Annotated in this window: 18 protein-coding genes; 7 read left to right on the top strand and 11 right to left on the bottom strand. The window is 49.0% G+C overall.

Annotated elements, in window-relative coordinates; all coding sequences use genetic code 11:
* Nucleotides 1-7 precede the first annotated feature (7 nt).
* A complete protein-coding gene (locus D3795_RS09885; protein WP_156268361.1) occupies nt 8-631 on the top strand; it encodes an SCO family protein in 624 nt (207 codons plus the stop codon).
* Here D3795_RS09885 and D3795_RS09880 read toward each other — a convergent pair.
* Nucleotides 628-1,677: a polysaccharide deacetylase family protein gene (locus tag D3795_RS09880; protein ID WP_156268359.1), complete on the bottom strand. Its 1,050-nt coding sequence runs from the start codon at nt 1,675-1,677 to the stop codon at nt 628-630. The two genes, D3795_RS09885 and D3795_RS09880, sit on opposite strands and share 4 nt — an antisense overlap.
* Between D3795_RS09880 and D3795_RS09875 the strand changes: the two genes are divergently transcribed.
* Nucleotides 1,667-3,028, top strand: coding sequence for an MATE family efflux transporter (locus D3795_RS09875; RefSeq protein ID WP_156268357.1), 1,362 nt, complete (start codon nt 1,667-1,669; stop codon nt 3,026-3,028). The genes D3795_RS09880 and D3795_RS09875 overlap by 11 nt on opposite strands.
* Here the strand turns inward: D3795_RS09875 and D3795_RS09870 are convergent.
* Together D3795_RS09870 and nfuA are read right to left on the bottom strand one after the other, a co-directional pair.
* A complete protein-coding gene (locus D3795_RS09870; RefSeq protein WP_156268355.1) occupies nt 2,994-4,376 on the bottom strand; it encodes a DUF4397 domain-containing protein in 1,383 nt (460 codons plus the stop codon). The genes D3795_RS09875 and D3795_RS09870 overlap by 35 nt on opposite strands.
* A 100-nt stretch (nt 4,377-4,476) precedes the next feature.
* Nucleotides 4,477-5,055, bottom strand: coding sequence for a Fe-S biogenesis protein NfuA (gene nfuA / locus D3795_RS09865; RefSeq protein ID WP_156268353.1), 579 nt, complete (start codon nt 5,053-5,055; stop codon nt 4,477-4,479).
* Between the two features lie 151 nt (nt 5,056-5,206).
* Here nfuA and D3795_RS09860 point away from each other — a divergent pair, with 151 nt between their 5' ends.
* Entirely contained in the window at nt 5,207-7,831 is a 2,625-nt protein-coding gene (locus D3795_RS09860; protein ID WP_156268351.1) for a M14 family zinc carboxypeptidase, read from the top strand.
* Here D3795_RS09860 and D3795_RS09855 read toward each other — a convergent pair.
* Nucleotides 7,828-8,499, bottom strand: coding sequence for a ComF family protein (locus D3795_RS09855; RefSeq protein WP_156268349.1), 672 nt, complete (start codon nt 8,497-8,499; stop codon nt 7,828-7,830). The two genes, D3795_RS09860 and D3795_RS09855, sit on opposite strands and share 4 nt — an antisense overlap.
* Nucleotides 8,500-8,533: 34 nt before the next feature.
* Here D3795_RS09855 and bioH point away from each other — a divergent pair, with 34 nt between their 5' ends.
* Complete coding sequence (gene bioH / locus D3795_RS09850; RefSeq protein ID WP_156268347.1) at nt 8,534-9,316, top strand: pimeloyl-ACP methyl ester esterase BioH; 783 nt, start codon at nt 8,534-8,536, stop codon at nt 9,314-9,316.
* Here bioH and mutM read toward each other — a convergent pair.
* A complete protein-coding gene (gene mutM / locus D3795_RS09845; protein ID WP_156268345.1) occupies nt 9,313-10,128 on the bottom strand; it encodes a bifunctional DNA-formamidopyrimidine glycosylase/DNA-(apurinic or apyrimidinic site) lyase in 816 nt (271 codons plus the stop codon). The genes bioH and mutM overlap by 4 nt on opposite strands.
* A 122-nt stretch (nt 10,129-10,250) precedes the next feature.
* On the opposite strand from mutM, the gene D3795_RS09840 reads away from it, so the two are divergent.
* A complete protein-coding gene (locus D3795_RS09840; RefSeq protein ID WP_310942424.1) occupies nt 10,251-10,910 on the top strand; it encodes a 2OG-Fe(II) oxygenase in 660 nt (219 codons plus the stop codon).
* A 63-nt stretch (nt 10,911-10,973) separates the two neighbouring features.
* On the opposite strand, the gene rpmG is transcribed toward D3795_RS09840, so the two are convergent.
* The 3 genes from rpmG to radC form a co-directional block, all read right to left on the bottom strand.
* Entirely contained in the window at nt 10,974-11,129 is a 156-nt protein-coding gene (gene rpmG / locus D3795_RS09835; RefSeq protein ID WP_055439759.1) for a 50S ribosomal protein L33, read from the bottom strand.
* A gap of 11 nt (nt 11,130-11,140) precedes the next feature.
* Nucleotides 11,141-11,377 (bottom strand): 50S ribosomal protein L28, encoded by a 237-nt coding sequence (gene rpmB, locus D3795_RS09830; RefSeq protein WP_092857738.1) that lies wholly within the window; start codon nt 11,375-11,377, stop codon nt 11,141-11,143.
* A gap of 158 nt (nt 11,378-11,535) precedes the next feature.
* Complete coding sequence (gene radC, locus D3795_RS09825; protein ID WP_126759671.1) at nt 11,536-12,213, bottom strand: RadC family protein; 678 nt, start codon at nt 12,211-12,213, stop codon at nt 11,536-11,538.
* Nucleotides 12,214-12,411: 198 nt separating this feature from the next.
* Here radC and coaBC point away from each other — a divergent pair, with 198 nt between their 5' ends.
* Entirely contained in the window at nt 12,412-13,650 is a 1,239-nt protein-coding gene (gene coaBC / locus D3795_RS09820; protein ID WP_156268343.1) for a bifunctional phosphopantothenoylcysteine decarboxylase/phosphopantothenate--cysteine ligase CoaBC, read from the top strand.
* 36 nt (nt 13,651-13,686) lie between these two features.
* Entirely contained in the window at nt 13,687-14,271 is a 585-nt protein-coding gene (gene slmA / locus D3795_RS09815) for a nucleoid occlusion factor SlmA (protein ID WP_156268341.1), read from the top strand.
* Between the two features lie 8 nt (nt 14,272-14,279).
* On the opposite strand, the gene gpsA is transcribed toward slmA, so the two are convergent.
* Genes gpsA through D3795_RS09800 form a run of 3 tightly spaced genes read right to left on the bottom strand, consistent with a single transcriptional unit; the run spans nt 14,280 to nt 16,258 of the window.
* The gene (gene gpsA / locus D3795_RS09810; RefSeq protein ID WP_156268339.1) at nt 14,280-15,281 is read right to left on the bottom strand and encodes an NAD(P)H-dependent glycerol-3-phosphate dehydrogenase; all 1,002 of its coding nucleotides are present in this window, start codon (nt 15,279-15,281) and stop codon (nt 14,280-14,282) included.
* Nucleotides 15,282-15,295: 14 nt separating this feature from the next.
* The gene (gene secB, locus D3795_RS09805) at nt 15,296-15,796 is read right to left on the bottom strand and encodes a protein-export chaperone SecB (RefSeq protein ID WP_156268337.1); all 501 of its coding nucleotides are present in this window, start codon (nt 15,794-15,796) and stop codon (nt 15,296-15,298) included.
* A 33-nt stretch (nt 15,797-15,829) separates the two neighbouring features.
* Nucleotides 15,830-16,258, bottom strand: a complete 429-nt coding sequence (locus tag D3795_RS09800) for a rhodanese-like domain-containing protein (protein WP_156268335.1) — start codon at nt 16,256-16,258, stop codon at nt 15,830-15,832.
* Between the last annotated feature and the right edge of the window lie 145 nt (nt 16,259-16,403).

Below are 16,403 nucleotides of genomic sequence, written 5' to 3'. Positions count from 1 at the left end.
AAGTGGTATGCAAAAACTACTGATTAGCGTTGTTGCGCTTATTGCCCTGGTTGCTGGTGTGGTGATTTACAACACGCTACCTAAGCCACAACCGCAAGCCCTGGTTTATGAGCCAGCACGCGCGCTACAACCCTTTACTCTCGAAAGCTCTTTGGGCAGCGACGTCACCAATGATAATCTCAAAGGTCAGTGGACCCTGTTGTTCACTGGCTATACCTTCTGCCCTGATATTTGCCCAACGACCATGGCTGATTTACGCAAAGCACTCCCGCAACTCACCAAGCATACCGAGTTACCGGTACGCATATGGATGATCTCGGTTGATCCGAAACGTGACAGCGTGAAACGTGTTACCGATTACGCCTCGTTTTTTGGTGAAGAATTTGTCGGCATTCGTGCAGAACATCCACAGTTATATCCATTTGTGAATGGTCTCGGTTTGATGTACTCGATTCCTGAAGAAGGCGAAACTGACTACTTGGTGAATCACAGTGCAGCCATTGTTTTGGTGAACCCTAACGGCGAACGCCAAGCGATTTTTAAGGCTGAACATGTGATGGGCGAAGTACCAACTGTGAACATGGAAAACATGGCCACCGACTTCGCCATCATTGCGTCTAGCTTTAATTAATCAGGCCAACGACCCGTTTGATCGGCGCGAATAAACGGATGAGAATACCAGTAAAAGCGCCCTTGCTGTGACAAACTAGGCACCGTGCAATTAACCCGTGAGCGACCAATGGGTAACTCGTTGTTAAGTTGTACGGTGAACGTATTGCCATGCCATTGCGGCTGCAGAACATCACCACCAGCAAAACAATTCATCTGATTCGGATTGAAATCCTCCGTTGATGTTACCTCAACACGGAATGACGGCGTGATGTTGTCAGATGCGACCAACATTTCTTTGGGTTCAGCCGAAACTAGCGGTAGCCCTAAGCTTTTCAATTTCGTCGCTAAGGTCTCTAAGTTTGCGTACTGCGCTGAAGCTGGAAAGCGCGGTATCGAGGTGCTTGGGCTGTACCGTGTCCACGGGCCCGAGTGCTGACCAAATGCAATAAAACCATGCGCTGCTAGCATTTTTTCTAATGCCACGTCGTATTCGCCATACGGGTACGCAAACTGCCGTGGTTGCTCACCTAAATGCTCATCAATCTCGGCTTGCGCATCGAGCACATCCGCTAACACACGTTCACGCCATGCCTGTTCTGACTCGTCTTGATACCGCCAAGTCATATGCCAATGACTATTCGAGTGATTCCCAATATGCGCACCGTACTTTTGCAATTCGCGCAACTGCTCCCAATCCATATATTGTGACGACGCTTCACGCATTAATTTGGGATTCACAAAAATGGTGAACGGGTAATTATATTTTTTAAATACCTCAAGGCCTTCACGATAAACATTACGCCAGCCATCATCTATGGTGATTGCCGCGGTGTATTCCGGTACTGACTCGCCGTTTTCGAAACGCTGCTGAATTTCCGCCAATGACATCACGGTAAAATTATTTTCCTTAAGCCAAGCGAAATGAGCTTCAAGTTCTTCGGCTGTTACCGAAGTGACACGCGGTGTATCATCACCAATATGATGATATTGCAGAATCGCGACGCTACCTGGAGCCGCCCATGCGACGCTACTTAATAACGCGAATAAGAAAATCATGAAACGCATTCAAAAACTCCCATCTTGGTTTGGCACAGGGGCTGATCATCGCGCCATTTTTGCCATTGCTTTGCCCATGATCATATCAAATATTGCGGCACCGTTATTGGGTTTAGTCGATACCGCTATTATTGGGCATTTGCCTGACTCTATCTATCTGAGCGCGGTCGCTCTTGGCGCCATGGTAGTCAGCTTTGTCTACCTGCTCGCTATCTTCTTACGTATGACTACCACGGCCGAGATCGCTCACGCATTTGGTGCTGACAATCATCGCCTCGCACAACGGGTCGTCGTGCATGGTATGACCATCGCCGTAGGTCTTGGTTTACTGCTTCTGTTGGTTCGCCCGTGGTTGATTGATTGCGCCTGGTTGATCATCAATCCAGAACCGGAACTCCAACATTACGCTGCCCAATATATCGGTATTCGCCTCTGGGCCGCGCCTGCAGCATTAATCAATCTGCTGGTACTCGGCGCTTTACTTGGCCGCCAACAAAGTCGCTTAGCCATGACTCTGGTTATCTTTACCAATGCGGTCAACGTGGTTGCTGACGTTATCTTAATCATCGGGTTAGAGCTGAACGTGCAAGGTGCAGCTTGGGCCTCGGTGCTTGCCGAAGTTTCGACAGCGGTACTTGGTTTATGGTTCATTCGTGATTTGCTGCCCAAACCTGCCTATTGGCGTATTACCCCAGCGTATTTCAAACAGTTTGCCGCGATGAACCGCGATGTTTTCATTCGTTCACTGTTACTCCAATTATGTATGGCGGTGATGACCGGCTACGCCGCGCGATTTGGTGCGGTCGTGGTGGCCGCCAACGCGGTATTGATGCAGTTCTTAATGCTTATTTCGTTGGGGTTAGATGGCATTGCTTATGCGGTTGAGGCCCTATTAGGTGCGGCACGGGGCAGAAAGGACGTTGCCAAAATACGTTATTGGATGCGATTGTCGCTAATGTGGTCGGCGTTATTCGCCATCGCCTACTGCATTATCTTTGGCTTTGCAGGTGGACAAATTGTCCGGTTGCTAACTGATTTAAATGACGTGATTCAAGTTGCTGAAATCTATCTGCCTTGGCTCATTGTCATGCCACTGCTAGGGCACTGGAGCTATTATTTCGATGGTGTTTACATCGGCCTAGGGTTAACACGTGCCATGCGCAACACGATGGCCGTGAGTGTGCTGGGTGTGTTCGTTCCCGTGTGGTTGATAAGCCAATGGTGGCTTTCAGAAAACAATGCCAACCACGGTTTGTGGTTGGCATTGAGTTTATTTCTATTAGCGCGTGGTGTGAGCCAATGGCTCTACCTACACTACAAAGGGCTTACATTGCTGGTGCAAGATCATCCATCAAAATAAGCTGTGGTGGTAAGCCGCCACCAGTGGCATCAACAGCTACTGCGGTGTAAACACCGTTACCTTCTAAGGTTAGTTCTACCGGACCAATTGCAGCAGTTTGCGTACCAGTTGCAGTGACAGTCACAAAATACGTACCAGGCGTTAACGGAACATACCCTGTTGATACTAAACCTGCGGCGTTAAACGGAACATCTGTAAATACAGGCGTTGCATCGGTTAAATCAGCGGTTCCAGTCACATAAATGTCAACGTTACCGGCGCTTGGTGATGCATGGACTAACTGCACTTGTGCAGCTGTTGCAATACGACGCGCATCGTCTTCAACAACCGCTAACGTCAATGACGAATCACCCAATGCACCCACGGCATAAACGCTCACGCGTTGGCTTTCAGCAAGTGTTAACGCAGCGTCATCAATCACCACTGGCGTACCACCAGCTGCAGCAACATCAACCAGATAGTCACCACCAGGTAAGTTGATAAAATCGGTGAACTCTAAAAAGGCTAGATTGGCAACTGCAGGTGTCGCCGCATTGTTGACTGTAATATCAACGGCTGGCGCATCGGCACTGGCGTGGACAATGCGCAGTTCACCACCTGCATCTGCTGATGCAATGATTTGAGCGCTTTCGCCATCGGCTACCTGCAACATCACTGGTGAGTCACCGGTACCGGTATTGGTTACCGCAGCGACCACTAAATCAGCACCGGCAGCTAAATCTAAGGCACCACTGTCGTATACCACAGCACTGGCATCGCCGGCCGCAGTAATTCGCACTTGATATTCACCTTCTGGCACGTCTAGTTGCGCAGAATAATCGGTAAATTCGAGGGTTGCCGCTGGTTGTTCGGCGCTTAAGTCCGCATCAACCGCTGTGAGGTAAACATCTACCGCAGGCGCATTTGGCGCAGCATGCACCACTTGTAGGCGGAAACTACCGTCTGGAATATCAGAGACTGGGTTTTCAATAACGAGCGGCGCGATGGTCTCGTCAGCGACGCTACCAACGGCGAAAATTTCGTAACGGTTATCGCCACCGAACTCAAGATCTGCCGGCCCAATCACGGTTGCAACGCTTTCATCTGGAAGAATGCCGTCTACTTGAATATTATAGGTGCCTTCTTCAAGCTCAAGTACGCCTGATGAAGCGCCAAATGGAACGCCCTCAAGCGCTGCCGTACCATCAACAAGCACGTTGACATCAGGTGCATCAGCAACCGAATGATGTACGCGAACATACGTTGAAGCTGTTGGTTCTGGCGGGGGGGTTGTTGTATCATCGCTATCGCAAGCAGCGACTAAAACTGCTGCTGACAACGCGAGACCAAGTTTTGTGATCCCATTCATGATTTAATCCTCATTGTGTGTATAGGCAAATCACACTACGAAGAAAGATTCAGGATGGGATCACTCTCAAAACTTATACAAGATTAATTTTTACGCAAAATTAATAGTACGAATGTTCGCCAGCTTGGTGTTCTGTAACGTCTCGAACGCCGTTTAGCTCACCAGGAAAGCGTTGTACAAGTTCTTTCTCAATGCCTTCTTTCAAAGTCACATCAACCATACTACAACCATTACAACCACCACCGAATTGCAACACGGCAATGCCGTCATCGGTAATTTGGTTGACCGCAACTTTACCGCCATGGTTGGCTAATTGCGGATTGATTTCTGATTGAATCACATATTCAACACGCTCAATTAATGGCGCATCGTCAGAGACTTTTTTCGCTTTCGCATTGGGTGCTTTCAAAGTTAATTGTGAGCCGAGATCTTGTTCTTCAAAATCAATCACGGCATCAATCAAAAATGGCGCACTGCCTGAGTCAACCACAGCGTCAAAACCGCTAAACGGCAATAACTCGTCATCCGGCTCGACTGCGTCTGGCGGACAATATGAAACGCCGCACTCAGCTGACGGGGTACCCGGGTTCACCACGAACACGCGGATATTGGTATTATCCGGCTGATCGGCAAGTAGCTTGCGAAAATGTGCTTGTGCACTTTCTGTAATACGAATCATGGGTTAACCACCTCACTGCTATACCTGAGTAATTTAGTAAGGTATATCTTATCGCAAATTTCGCGCATTGCATAGTAATCAACTTGGGAACAGCCACAGATTTTGCTAGCTTCGGGAGAATCATTTTCGCGATGCAAGATAGGAAAACCTTATGGCTCGTATTATTTCAATTGCGCTTGTTTGGTTACTGACTACGGCAACCGCCGCAGCAACCACTTTAGACGATTATTTACCAAAAGATGTCACCTATAACCCTGATATTTCAACGCCAAAAGAAGTTCTTGGTTATGAAGTAGGTGAATGGCATGTGCGCCCTGAGCAACTTGTGCGCTACATGGAAGTGTTGTCAGAAGAATCTGATCGCTTCTCGTTTGAAATTACGGGCTATACCCATGAGCGCCGTCCATTGGTGCTAGTTACCGTTACCACCCCAGAAAACCATCAAAACATTGATGAGCTTCGCGACGCGCACATTGCATTATCTGATCCAAATCGTAAAGGCGATCCAGATAACGCACCTCTCGTTTTATATATGGGTTACAGCATTCACGGTGACGAGCCGAGCGGTAGTAACTCAGCGCTGCTTTATGCCTATTATTTGGCCGCCGCACAAGGCGACAAAATTGAGCGCGTATTACAAGACACCATTATCTTGCTCGACCCAAGCTACAACCCAGACGGTTTAGCGCGCTTTGCGCAATGGGCGAACCAACATAAGAGCCAGAACCTGGTGAGTGATACGCAACATCGCGAGCACGTACAGCCAATGCCACGTGGCCGTGTGAACCATTATTGGTTCGACCTCAACCGAGACTGGTTGTTGTTGCAGCACCCAGAGTCACGCGCTCGCATTGCGAACTTCCAAAAATGGAAGCCAAATGTGTTAACGGATTTCCATGAGATGGGAACTGACAGCACGTTCTTCTTCCAGCCAGGCATTCCTTCGCGGAAGAACCCAAATACACCGGACGAAAACGTCAAGCTGACGCAAACATTGGCTGAAGGCCATGCGGCAGCGCTAGATGAACAGGGCCGTTTATATTTTACCGAAGAAGCGTTTGACGATTTCTACGTGGGTAAGGGTTCAACCTATCCAGACGTTCAGGGCGCCATCGGTATTTTGTTTGAGCAGGCATCAAGCCGCGGTCACGCGCAAGATTCAATTAACGGTGTCTTAGAGTTTCCTTTCACCATTCAAAACCAGTTCACAACGTCGTTAACCAGCATGTATGGTGCGCATGCCAACAAGCGTTGGTTTAATGATTATCAGCAACGTTTTTATGACAATGCTTTGGCTGCAGCTGATAAAGCTGGCTTCAAAGGCTATTTGATTGGTGATTCAACTGACCCAGCGCGTGTTAATGAGATGCTTAACGTGTTATCGCAGCATGGCATCAAAGCGTATGCGCTGACGGATACCATCAAAATTGATGGTAAAACGTATCCAGCGAATGAAAGCTACTATGTGCCGTTAGCACAAGAGCAGTACGTATTAATTCGCGCTATTTTTATGGATCAGCAAAGCTTTAAAGACAATACGTTCTATGACGTGTCGGCGTGGACATTCCCACATGCGTTCAATGTGAACTTTGATAAATTTGATGGTTGGAGCATTAAAACCGCCGATACACCATGGCAAAAACCAGCGACACAACAAGTCGAGCTGGTACAAAATGCTTATGCGTATGCGTTTGAGTGGCACAATTACTTCTCGCCACGCACCCTGAACCGCTTGCTACAAGCGGGTGTACATGTACGTCAGGCGAACCAAGAATTTACCGCAAAAACAGCTGACGGCGACTACACCTTTACCCCAGGAACCGTTGTTGTCACGCGCGCTTATCAAGAGCACGACTGGGCTGATGTACAAGCTAAGTTGGCTGAGATTGCGACCGACAATCAAGTGAAAGTACACGCTATTACGTCTGGCTTAACGCCACGTGGTATGGATTTAGGTAGCCGTAACTTATCACCGGTGAAGCCAGTGAATGTGATGATGCTTGTTGGTACCGATGCCAACATGTATGAGGCCGGTGAAGCTTGGTATTACTTAGATCGTCACGTTGGTATTCCGGTATCGATGGTTGATACCGACCGCTTAAACCGTTCAGATCTAAGCCGCTATACCCATATCATTATGGTGGACGGCCGTTACTCGAACTTAAACAAGCACAGCGCTGATATGCTCCGTAGCTGGGTTAACAACGGCGGTGTCATTATTGGTCAGCAAGGCGGCGCCAAGTGGTTAAGTCAACATGACATTCTTGGGGCGAAATTCGTGGACGATAAAACCTTCCGCGAAGCCTTCAAACAAGAAGACTTGAGCTATGGTGATATGGACGATTTCTATGGCGAACGTCGTCTTGCCGGTGCCATTTTTGAAGTGCAACTAGATACCACGCACCCGCTCGCATTTGGCTACCCACGTGCAAGCCTACCGGTATTTAAAGACAGCACCAACGCCATGGTTGTGCCTGAGGCGCCGTTTGTCACCGTTGCCAAATACAGTGAAAAAGAGCCGTTGCTGGCAGGTTTCACTGCGAAACCAAACCGCGAAGTTTTAGCAGACAAAGCTGCGATTGTTGCGCACCGTAAAGGTTCTGGTCGTGTCATTGCATTTGCGGATGACATGAACTTCCGTGCCTTCTTCTATGGCAGTGCGAAGTTACTGAGTAATGCAATTTTCTTAGCACCTGAGGTTCGACCTACCTTAAGTGATGAAGAAAATGCGGAAGCGGCGGCTGCGGAAGCAGCCGAAGCCGCTCACGCTCACTAATCCTCCGTATCTGGTTGATGCGGTTCGGCGTAAGCTAACGCCCACGCATCAACCACTTTGGCCCCGCGTCGCATCAGCGCATCGGCAGCCGCCGACATGGATGCGCCGGTGGTCAACACATCATCAATAATCGCCAGTTTTAAGCCGCTCACATCCCGACTGCAGTGCATACTTCGATGCATGTTTTGCCATCGTTGACCGGCACCCGCGTGGTGTTGCGCGCCATCATCATCACGAATTCGACGCAACAAACCGGTCGCGACTGGGAGTTGCAGCAACGGCGCGACTTGATGGGTAAGCAGCCCCGCTTGGTTATAACCACGCTGACACCAACGCTTGTAAGTCATCGGCATCGCCACCAACATATCTGGCCAAGCGTCTGGTTGGTCTCGATAACAATGTTGTACTTGAGCCGCAAGAAAAGGCGCGAGGATGCCTGCCAGCTCTGGGCAACGCTGAAATTTGAATCGATGCACTAAATGCTGAATATCCGGCTTCCAGCGAAATGCTGCAAACCAGTAGCGGCCCAAGGCAAGTTCTGGTCGCTGGCAGCGCCACCGCAAACACGACGGCGGTAACCGCGGCAAATCATGCAAGCACACATGGCATAAGCCACTCGTTTCCGCAATACGTAATGATTGATCACACAACCAGCAATACCCTAACATAGACGCATCCTTTCGCAGTGATAGAGAATTTAAAATGGTAGCTTCAGTTTGGCGTGCCGTCAGGGGCACAGGGACGGATATTGTTGTACTCCATGGCTGGGGCTTAAACGCCAATATTTGGACGCCAATCGTGGCGCCATTGGCACAAGTAGGCACGCTGCATCGCTTCGATTTGCCGGGCTATGGCGAATCGCCTTGGCCAGATGACATGCCGTTGAATTTTGACAATCTCTGCGAGCTGACGTTAGCCGCGTTGCCAGAACGTTGTCATTTAATCGGCTGGTCACTCGGGGGGCTAGTGGCTACCGAATTGGCGTTGCGCCACCCAGAGCGCTTTTATAGTTTAACCACCGTGGCGTCGTCGCCTTACTTTCCTTCTGAAAACGATTGGCCGGGCATTGAACCACATGTACTGAACACCTTTGCCAAGCAACTGAGCAAAGACTTCAAACGCACCGTGGAAAGGTTTTTAGCATTGCAGTCACTGGGTTCGCCGCACGCCCGCGAAGACGTCAAACAAATTAAAGAATGGTTATTTGCTAAGCCGATGGCGTCCGTAGAGGTGTTAGATGCCGGCTTAGATATGTTGGCGAGCGTTGATCTTCGTTCGCGTTTGCCAGACTTACAGGTGCCGTGCTTGCGCATGTATGGAAAACTCGACGCACTTGTGCCCAAAGGCGTTGCTGAGCGCGTAAGTGCGTGGTTACCTGAGAGCGAGTGCTACGTTGCACCCAAATGCAGTCACGCGCCGTTTATTAGCGATCCGGAAGGATTTGTGGCGCATTTGGTGCCGTTTTTACAACGGCACATGCCTTAGCGCTGGCAACTCGGGCAATAGACCGTACTACGTTGCCCGAGCCGTATTTCTTTTAACCGACCAGAACACGTCATACATAATTTGCCACCACGCCCATACACCATGAGCTCCTGCTTGAAGTAACCTGGCTGCCCATCCACTTGGGTAAAGTCTTGCAAGGTGGTGCCGCCTTGTTCAATCGCTTTGGCAAGCGTTGCCTTAATAATTGGCACCAGCTTCTGATAGCGCTGTTTGCTAACCTTGCCTGCCGCCCGTTTCGGGTGAATGCCCGCCTTGAACAATGATTCATTGGCGTAAATATTCCCCACACCAACTACCACATGATTATCCATGATGAACGTTTTGATAGATTGCTGACGGCCGCGTGACGACGCAAATAGATAGTCAGCATCAAAGGCGTCAGTCAATGGCTCAGGGCCGAGTTCACACAGTAGCGGGTGCGCTAAACTCGGGTGCTCTATAGAGTAGAGCCAACAGCCAAACCGACGTGGGTCGTTAAAGCGTAAACACAAGCCCGATGTGAGCACCAGATCAACGTGGTCATGCTTAACCGGTGGTGTCTCTGCCGGCACCACGCGCAATGCACCGGACATGCCTAAATGCACGATCACATAGCCTTTTGAGGTGTGCAGAATTAAATACTTCGCACGGCGCTCCACCTGAATAATATGCGCACCACCTAGCTGTTCTAATTCCGGCGATACCGGCCAACGCAGGCGATGATCACGAACAATGACGTGACTAATTTCTTGATTCTCAAGGTGCGGCGCTACGCCACGCTTACTCACTTCAACTTCTGGTAATTCAGGCATACTCTATCCACAGTGGCTTGTGTTTATTCATCGGCTACATTATATTCGCGCAACTCTTGCTTGTCGCAGTTTTAGCGACAACGATATCAATACGCAACAACGCTTCTTGGAGTTTAACCGCATTGACACTATCGGCTCCTGTACCACTTGACGCTAACGCATTTCGTACCTCCGCCATCGATTTTGATCAGCTCGCGGAACACGGTTACGTGGTTGTGCCGAACTATCTAGAAGCGCCTTATTGTCAACGTTTGTTTGATTATGCGCAATCGTTGCAAGCGTCCGATTGGCAGCAAGCTGGTATTGGTCGAGCGGATCAATACACCACTAACACGGCGGTGCGCCAAGATAAAATTCGTTGGTTACAGCGCGATTTCGAGCTTGAACGTGCCTACTTAGCCATGATGGATGAGTTACGCTTGCAAGTGAATCGTGAATTGTTCATGGGCTTGTTCGATTACGAATGTCATTTGGCGCACTACCCGCCTGGCGCGTTTTATCGTAAACATCTTGATGCGTTCAAAGGCCGCAGTAATCGTATTCTCACCACGGTATTTTATTTAAACCCAGATTGGCAGGAAGCCGACGGCGGTCAGCTGGTTATGTATGGTGAACGCGGCGAAGTGTTGGAAACCATTTTACCTGAAGCAGGTAAACTTGTTGTATTTCTTAGTGACGTGTTTGTGCATGAAGTATTGGCAGGCAATCGCGATCGTTTCAGCATCACCGGTTGGTATCGGCATAATACGAGTATCAACGGCGTGATTGACCCCACACGTTAATCGACAAGAATTTCAGGCACAAAAAAACCCAGCTAGGCTGGGTTTTTTGTGCTCAGAAGAAGCTTACTTAATTTTAGCTTCTTTGAAAATCACGTGCTTACGAACCACTGGATCGTATTTTTTGATTTCCATTTTTTCTGGCATGTTGCGCTTGTTCTTATCGGTAGTGTAGAAGAAACCAGTACCGGCAGAAGAAACTAGACGGATCTTATCACGCATGGTTTAGCTCCTTACACTTTCTCGCCACGAGCGCGCAAATCTGCGAGCACCGCGTCGATACCATTTTTATCAACAATACGCATTCCCTTAGTAGAGATACGCAATTTAACCCAACGCTTTTCTGATTCTACCCAGAAGCGGTGAGATTGCAGGTTCGGCAGGAAACGACGCTTGGTCGCATTGCGCGCGTGAGAACGGTTATTACCGGTAACCGGACGCTTTCCTGTAACTTGACATACTTGTGACATCGTTTATTTACTCCAAAATTGCTTCAAGCTCGCCTGTCGCCCATCGCGGCCTTGCCTTGAATCCGAGGGCGCATTTTATACAGCAAATCGGCCCGGCAATCAAGTGATCGCTGATATTTTTTGATCTTTCTGATCCTGTAAACGGCGGCGCTACTTTACTACAAGAGTCCGCGTTCGGCAAATGAAACTGGTGTTCCAGCGCCGATAACGAAGTGATCCAGCAAAGCAACGTCGATCATACTCAAGGCCCGCTTGAGTCGCTCGGTCACCCGTTGATCAGCCTGACTTGGTTCAGCAACCCCTGATGGATGATTATGGGCGAGAATAACGGCAGCTGCGTTATGTTGCATGACTAATTTAATAATTTCCCGCGGATAGACCGGCGCCGCATTGATGGTGCCTTGAAATAATTCCACGTATTTTAATAAGCGGTGTTGGCTATCGAGTAACAACACCACAAAAATTTCACGTTGCTGGTGTCGTAGTTGCGCGGTTAAATAATCTCTCACCATGGCGGGTTGGGTAAAACCATCGTCACGACGTAACTGCCAAGCCAAATAGCGTCGCGATATCTCCATCACCACTTGGAGTTGCATGACGCGGGCAGGCCCCAACCCAGGTTGCTCCATCAAGGTTTCGGCGCTCGCCGCTAACATACCACCCAGCCCATCGAATTCGCTAAGCAGGTCGCGGGAATACGCCACAACGTCTTTGCCACGAATACCAGTGCCCAATAAAATGGCTAACAATTCGGCGTCAGTTAATGTCGCGACACCTAATTCAGCCATCTTTTCACGCGGCCGCTCCGCTACTGGCCAATCCTTCACACTTGCCATGATCGCTCCTTGATCTATGAAATGAACCGATTATTTGAACCGATAAATTAGCACAGCCACACCCACTCATTTGCGAATTACGACTCTATTCTTCTCGCTGTAGGGCAATCACTGAATGTTAAGTTGGCGAAAATTTGTATATCGCGCAATTTTTGTATTCGTGGTAGTGTAAAAAGAGTTTAAAGGTAAGGACTTACTATGAGTACAAGCCCCAATCAGCCGTTACTTGGTCGCCGCATTCTGCTTGGCATTAGCGGTGGTATTGCTGCGTATAAAACACCAGAATTAGTGCGTCGTTTAAAAGATTATGGCGCCGATGTGCGTTGTGTGTTGACCCAAGGTGGTCAGGCGTTTATTACACCGCTGACGCTACAAGCGGTATCTGGCAACCCAGTGCATCACGATTTGCTTGATCCTGCGGCTGAAGCCGCCATGGGCCACATTGAATTGGCGAAATGGGCCGAGCTGGTATTCATTGCCCCAGCGTCAGCGAATACATTAGCGCAACTTGCTCATGGGCACGCTAGCGATTTACTCACCACGTTATGTTTAGCGACTGCTGCGCCTGTTGCCGTCGCACCGGCCATGAATCAACAAATGTGGGCTCATGCGGCAGTGCAAGCCAATTGCGACTTACTACGCCAACGTGGTGTTAACGTGATTACCCCCGCAAGTGGTGCGCAGGCATGTGGCGATGTTGGTGCTGGTCGTATGCCCGAGCCACTCGAGTTACGTGATGTTATTTGCAGTTTATTACTACCGCACAACCAAGAGCTAACCGGCAAACATATTGTGATTACCGCTGGTCCTACACGCGAAGCCATTGATCCTGTGCGCTATTTAAGTAATCACAGCTCTGGGAAAATGGGGTTTGCGCTCGCTGCAGCGGCACAAGCTATGGGTGCGCAAGTTACCTTGATTGCTGGCCCCGTGAACATAGCAACACCGACTGGCGTGAAGCGGATTGATGTGGTGAGTGCCGAGCAAATGCATACCGCTGCGATGCAGGCGGTCGAAAATGCAGATGTATTTATTGGCTGTGCCGCCGTTGCCGATTATCGCCCCGAACAAGTAGCCGATAGCAAAATCAAAAAATCCAATGATGGTATGCAAATAACGCTGGTACGTAACCCGGATATTCTTGCGGATGTTGCGGCTCTCGCGAAGGCCCCATTCACCATCGGTTTTGCCGCAGAGACAAACGATGTTGCACACTATGCCCAAGATAAGTTAGCGCGCAAAAAACTCAACATGATTGCTGCCAACGACGTCAGCGATACCAGCATTGGCTTCAATAGTGAAGATAATGCGATGCTCCTGTTCTGGCGGGATACAAACAACACCGTGCAACAGCAAGCTCTAGCACGCGCCAGCAAATTAACCATCGCCCAACAGATCCTGCAGCAAGCAGCAAAGCTTCTATCGAATAACCAATAACTAATAACGATCAACGACAAACAGAAGGAGTTTTGCGTGGCCGCGAAACAAGACCGTAAACAAGAAATACTAGCTGCCCTAGCAACCATGTTAGAAACCAGCCCTGGACAGCGCATTACCACCGCTCGTTTAGCCAGCGAAGTGGGTGTATCCGAAGCCGCACTGTATCGTCACTTTCCATCAAAAGCGAAGATGTTTGAAGGGTTGATTGATTTCACCGAAGACGCCATTTTGTCGCGCATTAATCAGATTCTTGAGAACGAAAAAGACACTGCCACCCGTTGTGAAATGATTGTTCGTTTAGTGCTCACCTTCGTTGCGCGTAACCCAGGCATTACGCGCATCCTTACCGGAGACGCATTGCTTGGCGAACACGAACGTTTACGCGGTCGCGTACTTGGTATTTTTGAAAAAGTAGAAGCCAATCTGAAGCAAGTATTGCGTGAACGCCGTTTACGTGAGCAAGTCAGAGGCGGTTTAGATGAAGGCATGTTAGCGAACTTAGTCATGGCTTATGCCGATGGCAAAATCACCCAATTCGTTCGCTCAGAGTTCAAGCGTTCGCCAACTGAGCACTTTGATGAGCAATGGCAAACCATTGCACAACAGTTACTCAGCTAACGGAACAACTATTCAGAAGTTCGTGCCCGGCTCAGCAAGTTAATTGCAGCTTGCTGAGGCGTGGTATCACCATACAAGACATCGTAAAGCTGCTCACAAATTGGCATTTCCACACCATGCCGCTTTGCCAACGCAACCACTTCACGCGTATTGCGATATCCTTCTACAGCTTGGCCAATTTCCTTCATCGCTTGCTCAACCGACTTGCCCTGCCCTAAGGCAAGACCAAAGCGACGATTGCGCGATTGATTATCGGTACAAGTGAGAATCAAATCCCCTAGCCCAGCCATGCCGGTAAAGGTTTCTGGCTTCGCACCAAGTTTTAAGCCAAGTCGCGTCAGCTCTGCCAAACCACGCGTAATTAGTGCCGTACGCGCGTTTGCGCCAAAACCGATACCATCAGCCATACCTGCACCAATCGCAATCACGTTTTTAACTGCGCCGCCAAGCTGTACGCCAATAAAGTCGTCATTGGTGTATACACGGAAGCTGCGGTCGCAATGCAGTAGTTCAGAGAGTTCTTCAACAAACTGCGGGTCGGTAGATGACATCGAAATTGCCGTAGGTAACCCTTTGGCCATTTCCATCGCGAAAGTGGGCCCAGACAACACTGCCAGAGCGTGTGAATCGCCAAGAATTTCTTGCGCCACCTCAAACAGTAAGCGGCCAGTTTCTGGTTCTAAGCCTTTGGTTGCCCATGCGACACGAGCATCTGGTAGCAAGTTTGGCTGCATGTCTTTCAACACTTGTGCAAACGCACTGCTCGGCACCACCACCACAATATTTTTGCAGTCGGCGACAGCCTCCGCTAAATCAGCGGTTACATGGAGCGTGTCAGGAAGTTGAATACCAGGAAGGTAACGCGTGTTCTCGCGGGTTTTCGCCATGGCTTCGATTTGTTCGACGTCACGGCCCCATAAACAGGTTTGTGTGCCCTTGCGAGCAAAACAAAGTGCTAGGGCAGTTCCATAAGAACCGGCGCCTAGCACTGTTACTTGCGAATTACGCATAGATTGCGCTGATATTACGCGTCAGCTTGGGCAGCTTGTTGCTGCTGTTGCTGTTGTTGAACGTGTTGTGCGAATACCGCATCAAAGTTAACTGGTGCTAAGTTCAATTGTGGGAACGTTGCACGGCTAACCAAGCTTGATAAGCACTCACGTGCATATGGGAACAAAATGTTCGGGCAGAAAGCGCCTAACAAATGCGCACGTTGACCTTCTTCAAGGGCATCAGAAACTGAGAAGATACCTGCTTGGTGAACTTCACCAATGAATGCAACCGTTTCACCAATTTTGTTGGTAGCAGTTACTTTAAGAACAACTTCATAAACACCGTCATCAATTTTGGTGTTTTTCACGTTCAAATCTAAGCTCAATTCAGGTTTCCATTCTTGACGGAAAACTTCTGGTGCATTTGGCGCTTCAAATGAAACGTCTTTGGTGTAAATGCGTTGAATTTGGAAAGCTTGTTGCTGTTGCGCTTCACTTTGATCGGCGCCGTTTACTTGCTGTTCGTCAGCCATTTTAATACGTCCTATTACTGAAAGTTACACTTATTATTTTTTAACCAGTGGGAAACTGGCGCCCTGCCAGGCTGAGATTCCACCTTGAAGTACGGCAACATTCTCAAATCCAGCTTTGCTAAGCGAAGCTGCTGCTGAACGCGCAGTCATTCCTGTTGCACATACAACCACGATGGGGGCAGATTTGAATTTCTCAAGAGCCTGCACCTCATTTTTTCGAATCTTGTCGGCAGTCACATGAAGTGCGTCTTGAATGTGGCCTTTACGGTACTCGTCCACTGAACGAATATCAACAAACACACCGTCGTTTCGATTGACCAACAAAGTGGCTTGTTGTGGCTCTAACAATTTAACTTTTGAGGTTGCGCCTTTCACATAACTGACAATTATCGCGATCAGAAGGATGACCCACAACAGGCTCATAAAGTAGTGGTCCATCGCGAAAGCGAGAAGTTGATCCATGGGGTTGCCTACTCCAATTGAAAAAAACAAGGCACAGAGTATACCGACTGCAACGCACGTTGCCAGTAAAATTTGCCACGAAACGCAGGTTAGAAAGGATGCGTTACGCTACAAAATCGCATAAAATAAGTTCAATTTTTTGAAT

The sequence above is a fragment of the Pseudidiomarina andamanensis genome (assembly GCF_009734345.1).
In the GTDB taxonomy this organism is placed as follows: Bacteria; Pseudomonadota; Gammaproteobacteria; order Enterobacterales; family Alteromonadaceae; genus Pseudidiomarina; species Pseudidiomarina andamanensis.
The sequence above is the reverse complement of the archived record's forward strand: the minus strand, read 5'-3'. Positions and strand labels throughout refer to the sequence as shown.

What these genes read in the sequence shown, in the direction of transcription:
- D3795_RS09885 (WP_156268361.1), top strand. Translation starts at nt 8, where the DNA reads ATGCAAAAACTACTGATTAGCGTTGTTGCGCTTATTGCCCTGGTTGCT.
- D3795_RS09875 (WP_156268357.1), top strand. Translation starts at nt 1,667, where the DNA reads ATGAAACGCATTCAAAAACTCCCATCTTGGTTTGGCACAGGGGCTGAT.
- D3795_RS09880 (WP_156268359.1), bottom strand. Translation starts at nt 1,677, where the DNA reads ATGCGTTTCATGATTTTCTTATTCGCGTTATTAAGTAGCGTCGCATGG.
- D3795_RS09870 (WP_156268355.1), bottom strand. Translation starts at nt 4,376, where the DNA reads ATGAATGGGATCACAAAACTTGGTCTCGCGTTGTCAGCAGCAGTTTTA.
- nfuA (WP_156268353.1), bottom strand. Translation starts at nt 5,055, where the DNA reads ATGATTCGTATTACAGAAAGTGCACAAGCACATTTTCGCAAGCTACTT.
- D3795_RS09860 (WP_156268351.1), top strand. Translation starts at nt 5,207, where the DNA reads ATGGCTCGTATTATTTCAATTGCGCTTGTTTGGTTACTGACTACGGCA.
- D3795_RS09855 (WP_156268349.1), bottom strand. Translation starts at nt 8,499, where the DNA reads ATGTTAGGGTATTGCTGGTTGTGTGATCAATCATTACGTATTGCGGAA.
- bioH (WP_156268347.1), top strand. Translation starts at nt 8,534, where the DNA reads ATGGTAGCTTCAGTTTGGCGTGCCGTCAGGGGCACAGGGACGGATATT.
- mutM (WP_156268345.1), bottom strand. Translation starts at nt 10,128, where the DNA reads ATGCCTGAATTACCAGAAGTTGAAGTGAGTAAGCGTGGCGTAGCGCCG.
- rpmG (WP_055439759.1), bottom strand. Translation starts at nt 11,129, where the DNA reads ATGCGTGATAAGATCCGTCTAGTTTCTTCTGCCGGTACTGGTTTCTTC.
- rpmB (WP_092857738.1), bottom strand. Translation starts at nt 11,377, where the DNA reads ATGTCACAAGTATGTCAAGTTACAGGAAAGCGTCCGGTTACCGGTAAT.
- radC (WP_126759671.1), bottom strand. Translation starts at nt 12,213, where the DNA reads ATGGCAAGTGTGAAGGATTGGCCAGTAGCGGAGCGGCCGCGTGAAAAG.
- coaBC (WP_156268343.1), top strand. Translation starts at nt 12,412, where the DNA reads ATGAGTACAAGCCCCAATCAGCCGTTACTTGGTCGCCGCATTCTGCTT.
- gpsA (WP_156268339.1), bottom strand. Translation starts at nt 15,281, where the DNA reads ATGCGTAATTCGCAAGTAACAGTGCTAGGCGCCGGTTCTTATGGAACT.
- secB (WP_156268337.1), bottom strand. Translation starts at nt 15,796, where the DNA reads ATGGCTGACGAACAGCAAGTAAACGGCGCCGATCAAAGTGAAGCGCAA.
- D3795_RS09800 (WP_156268335.1), bottom strand. Translation starts at nt 16,258, where the DNA reads ATGGATCAACTTCTCGCTTTCGCGATGGACCACTACTTTATGAGCCTG.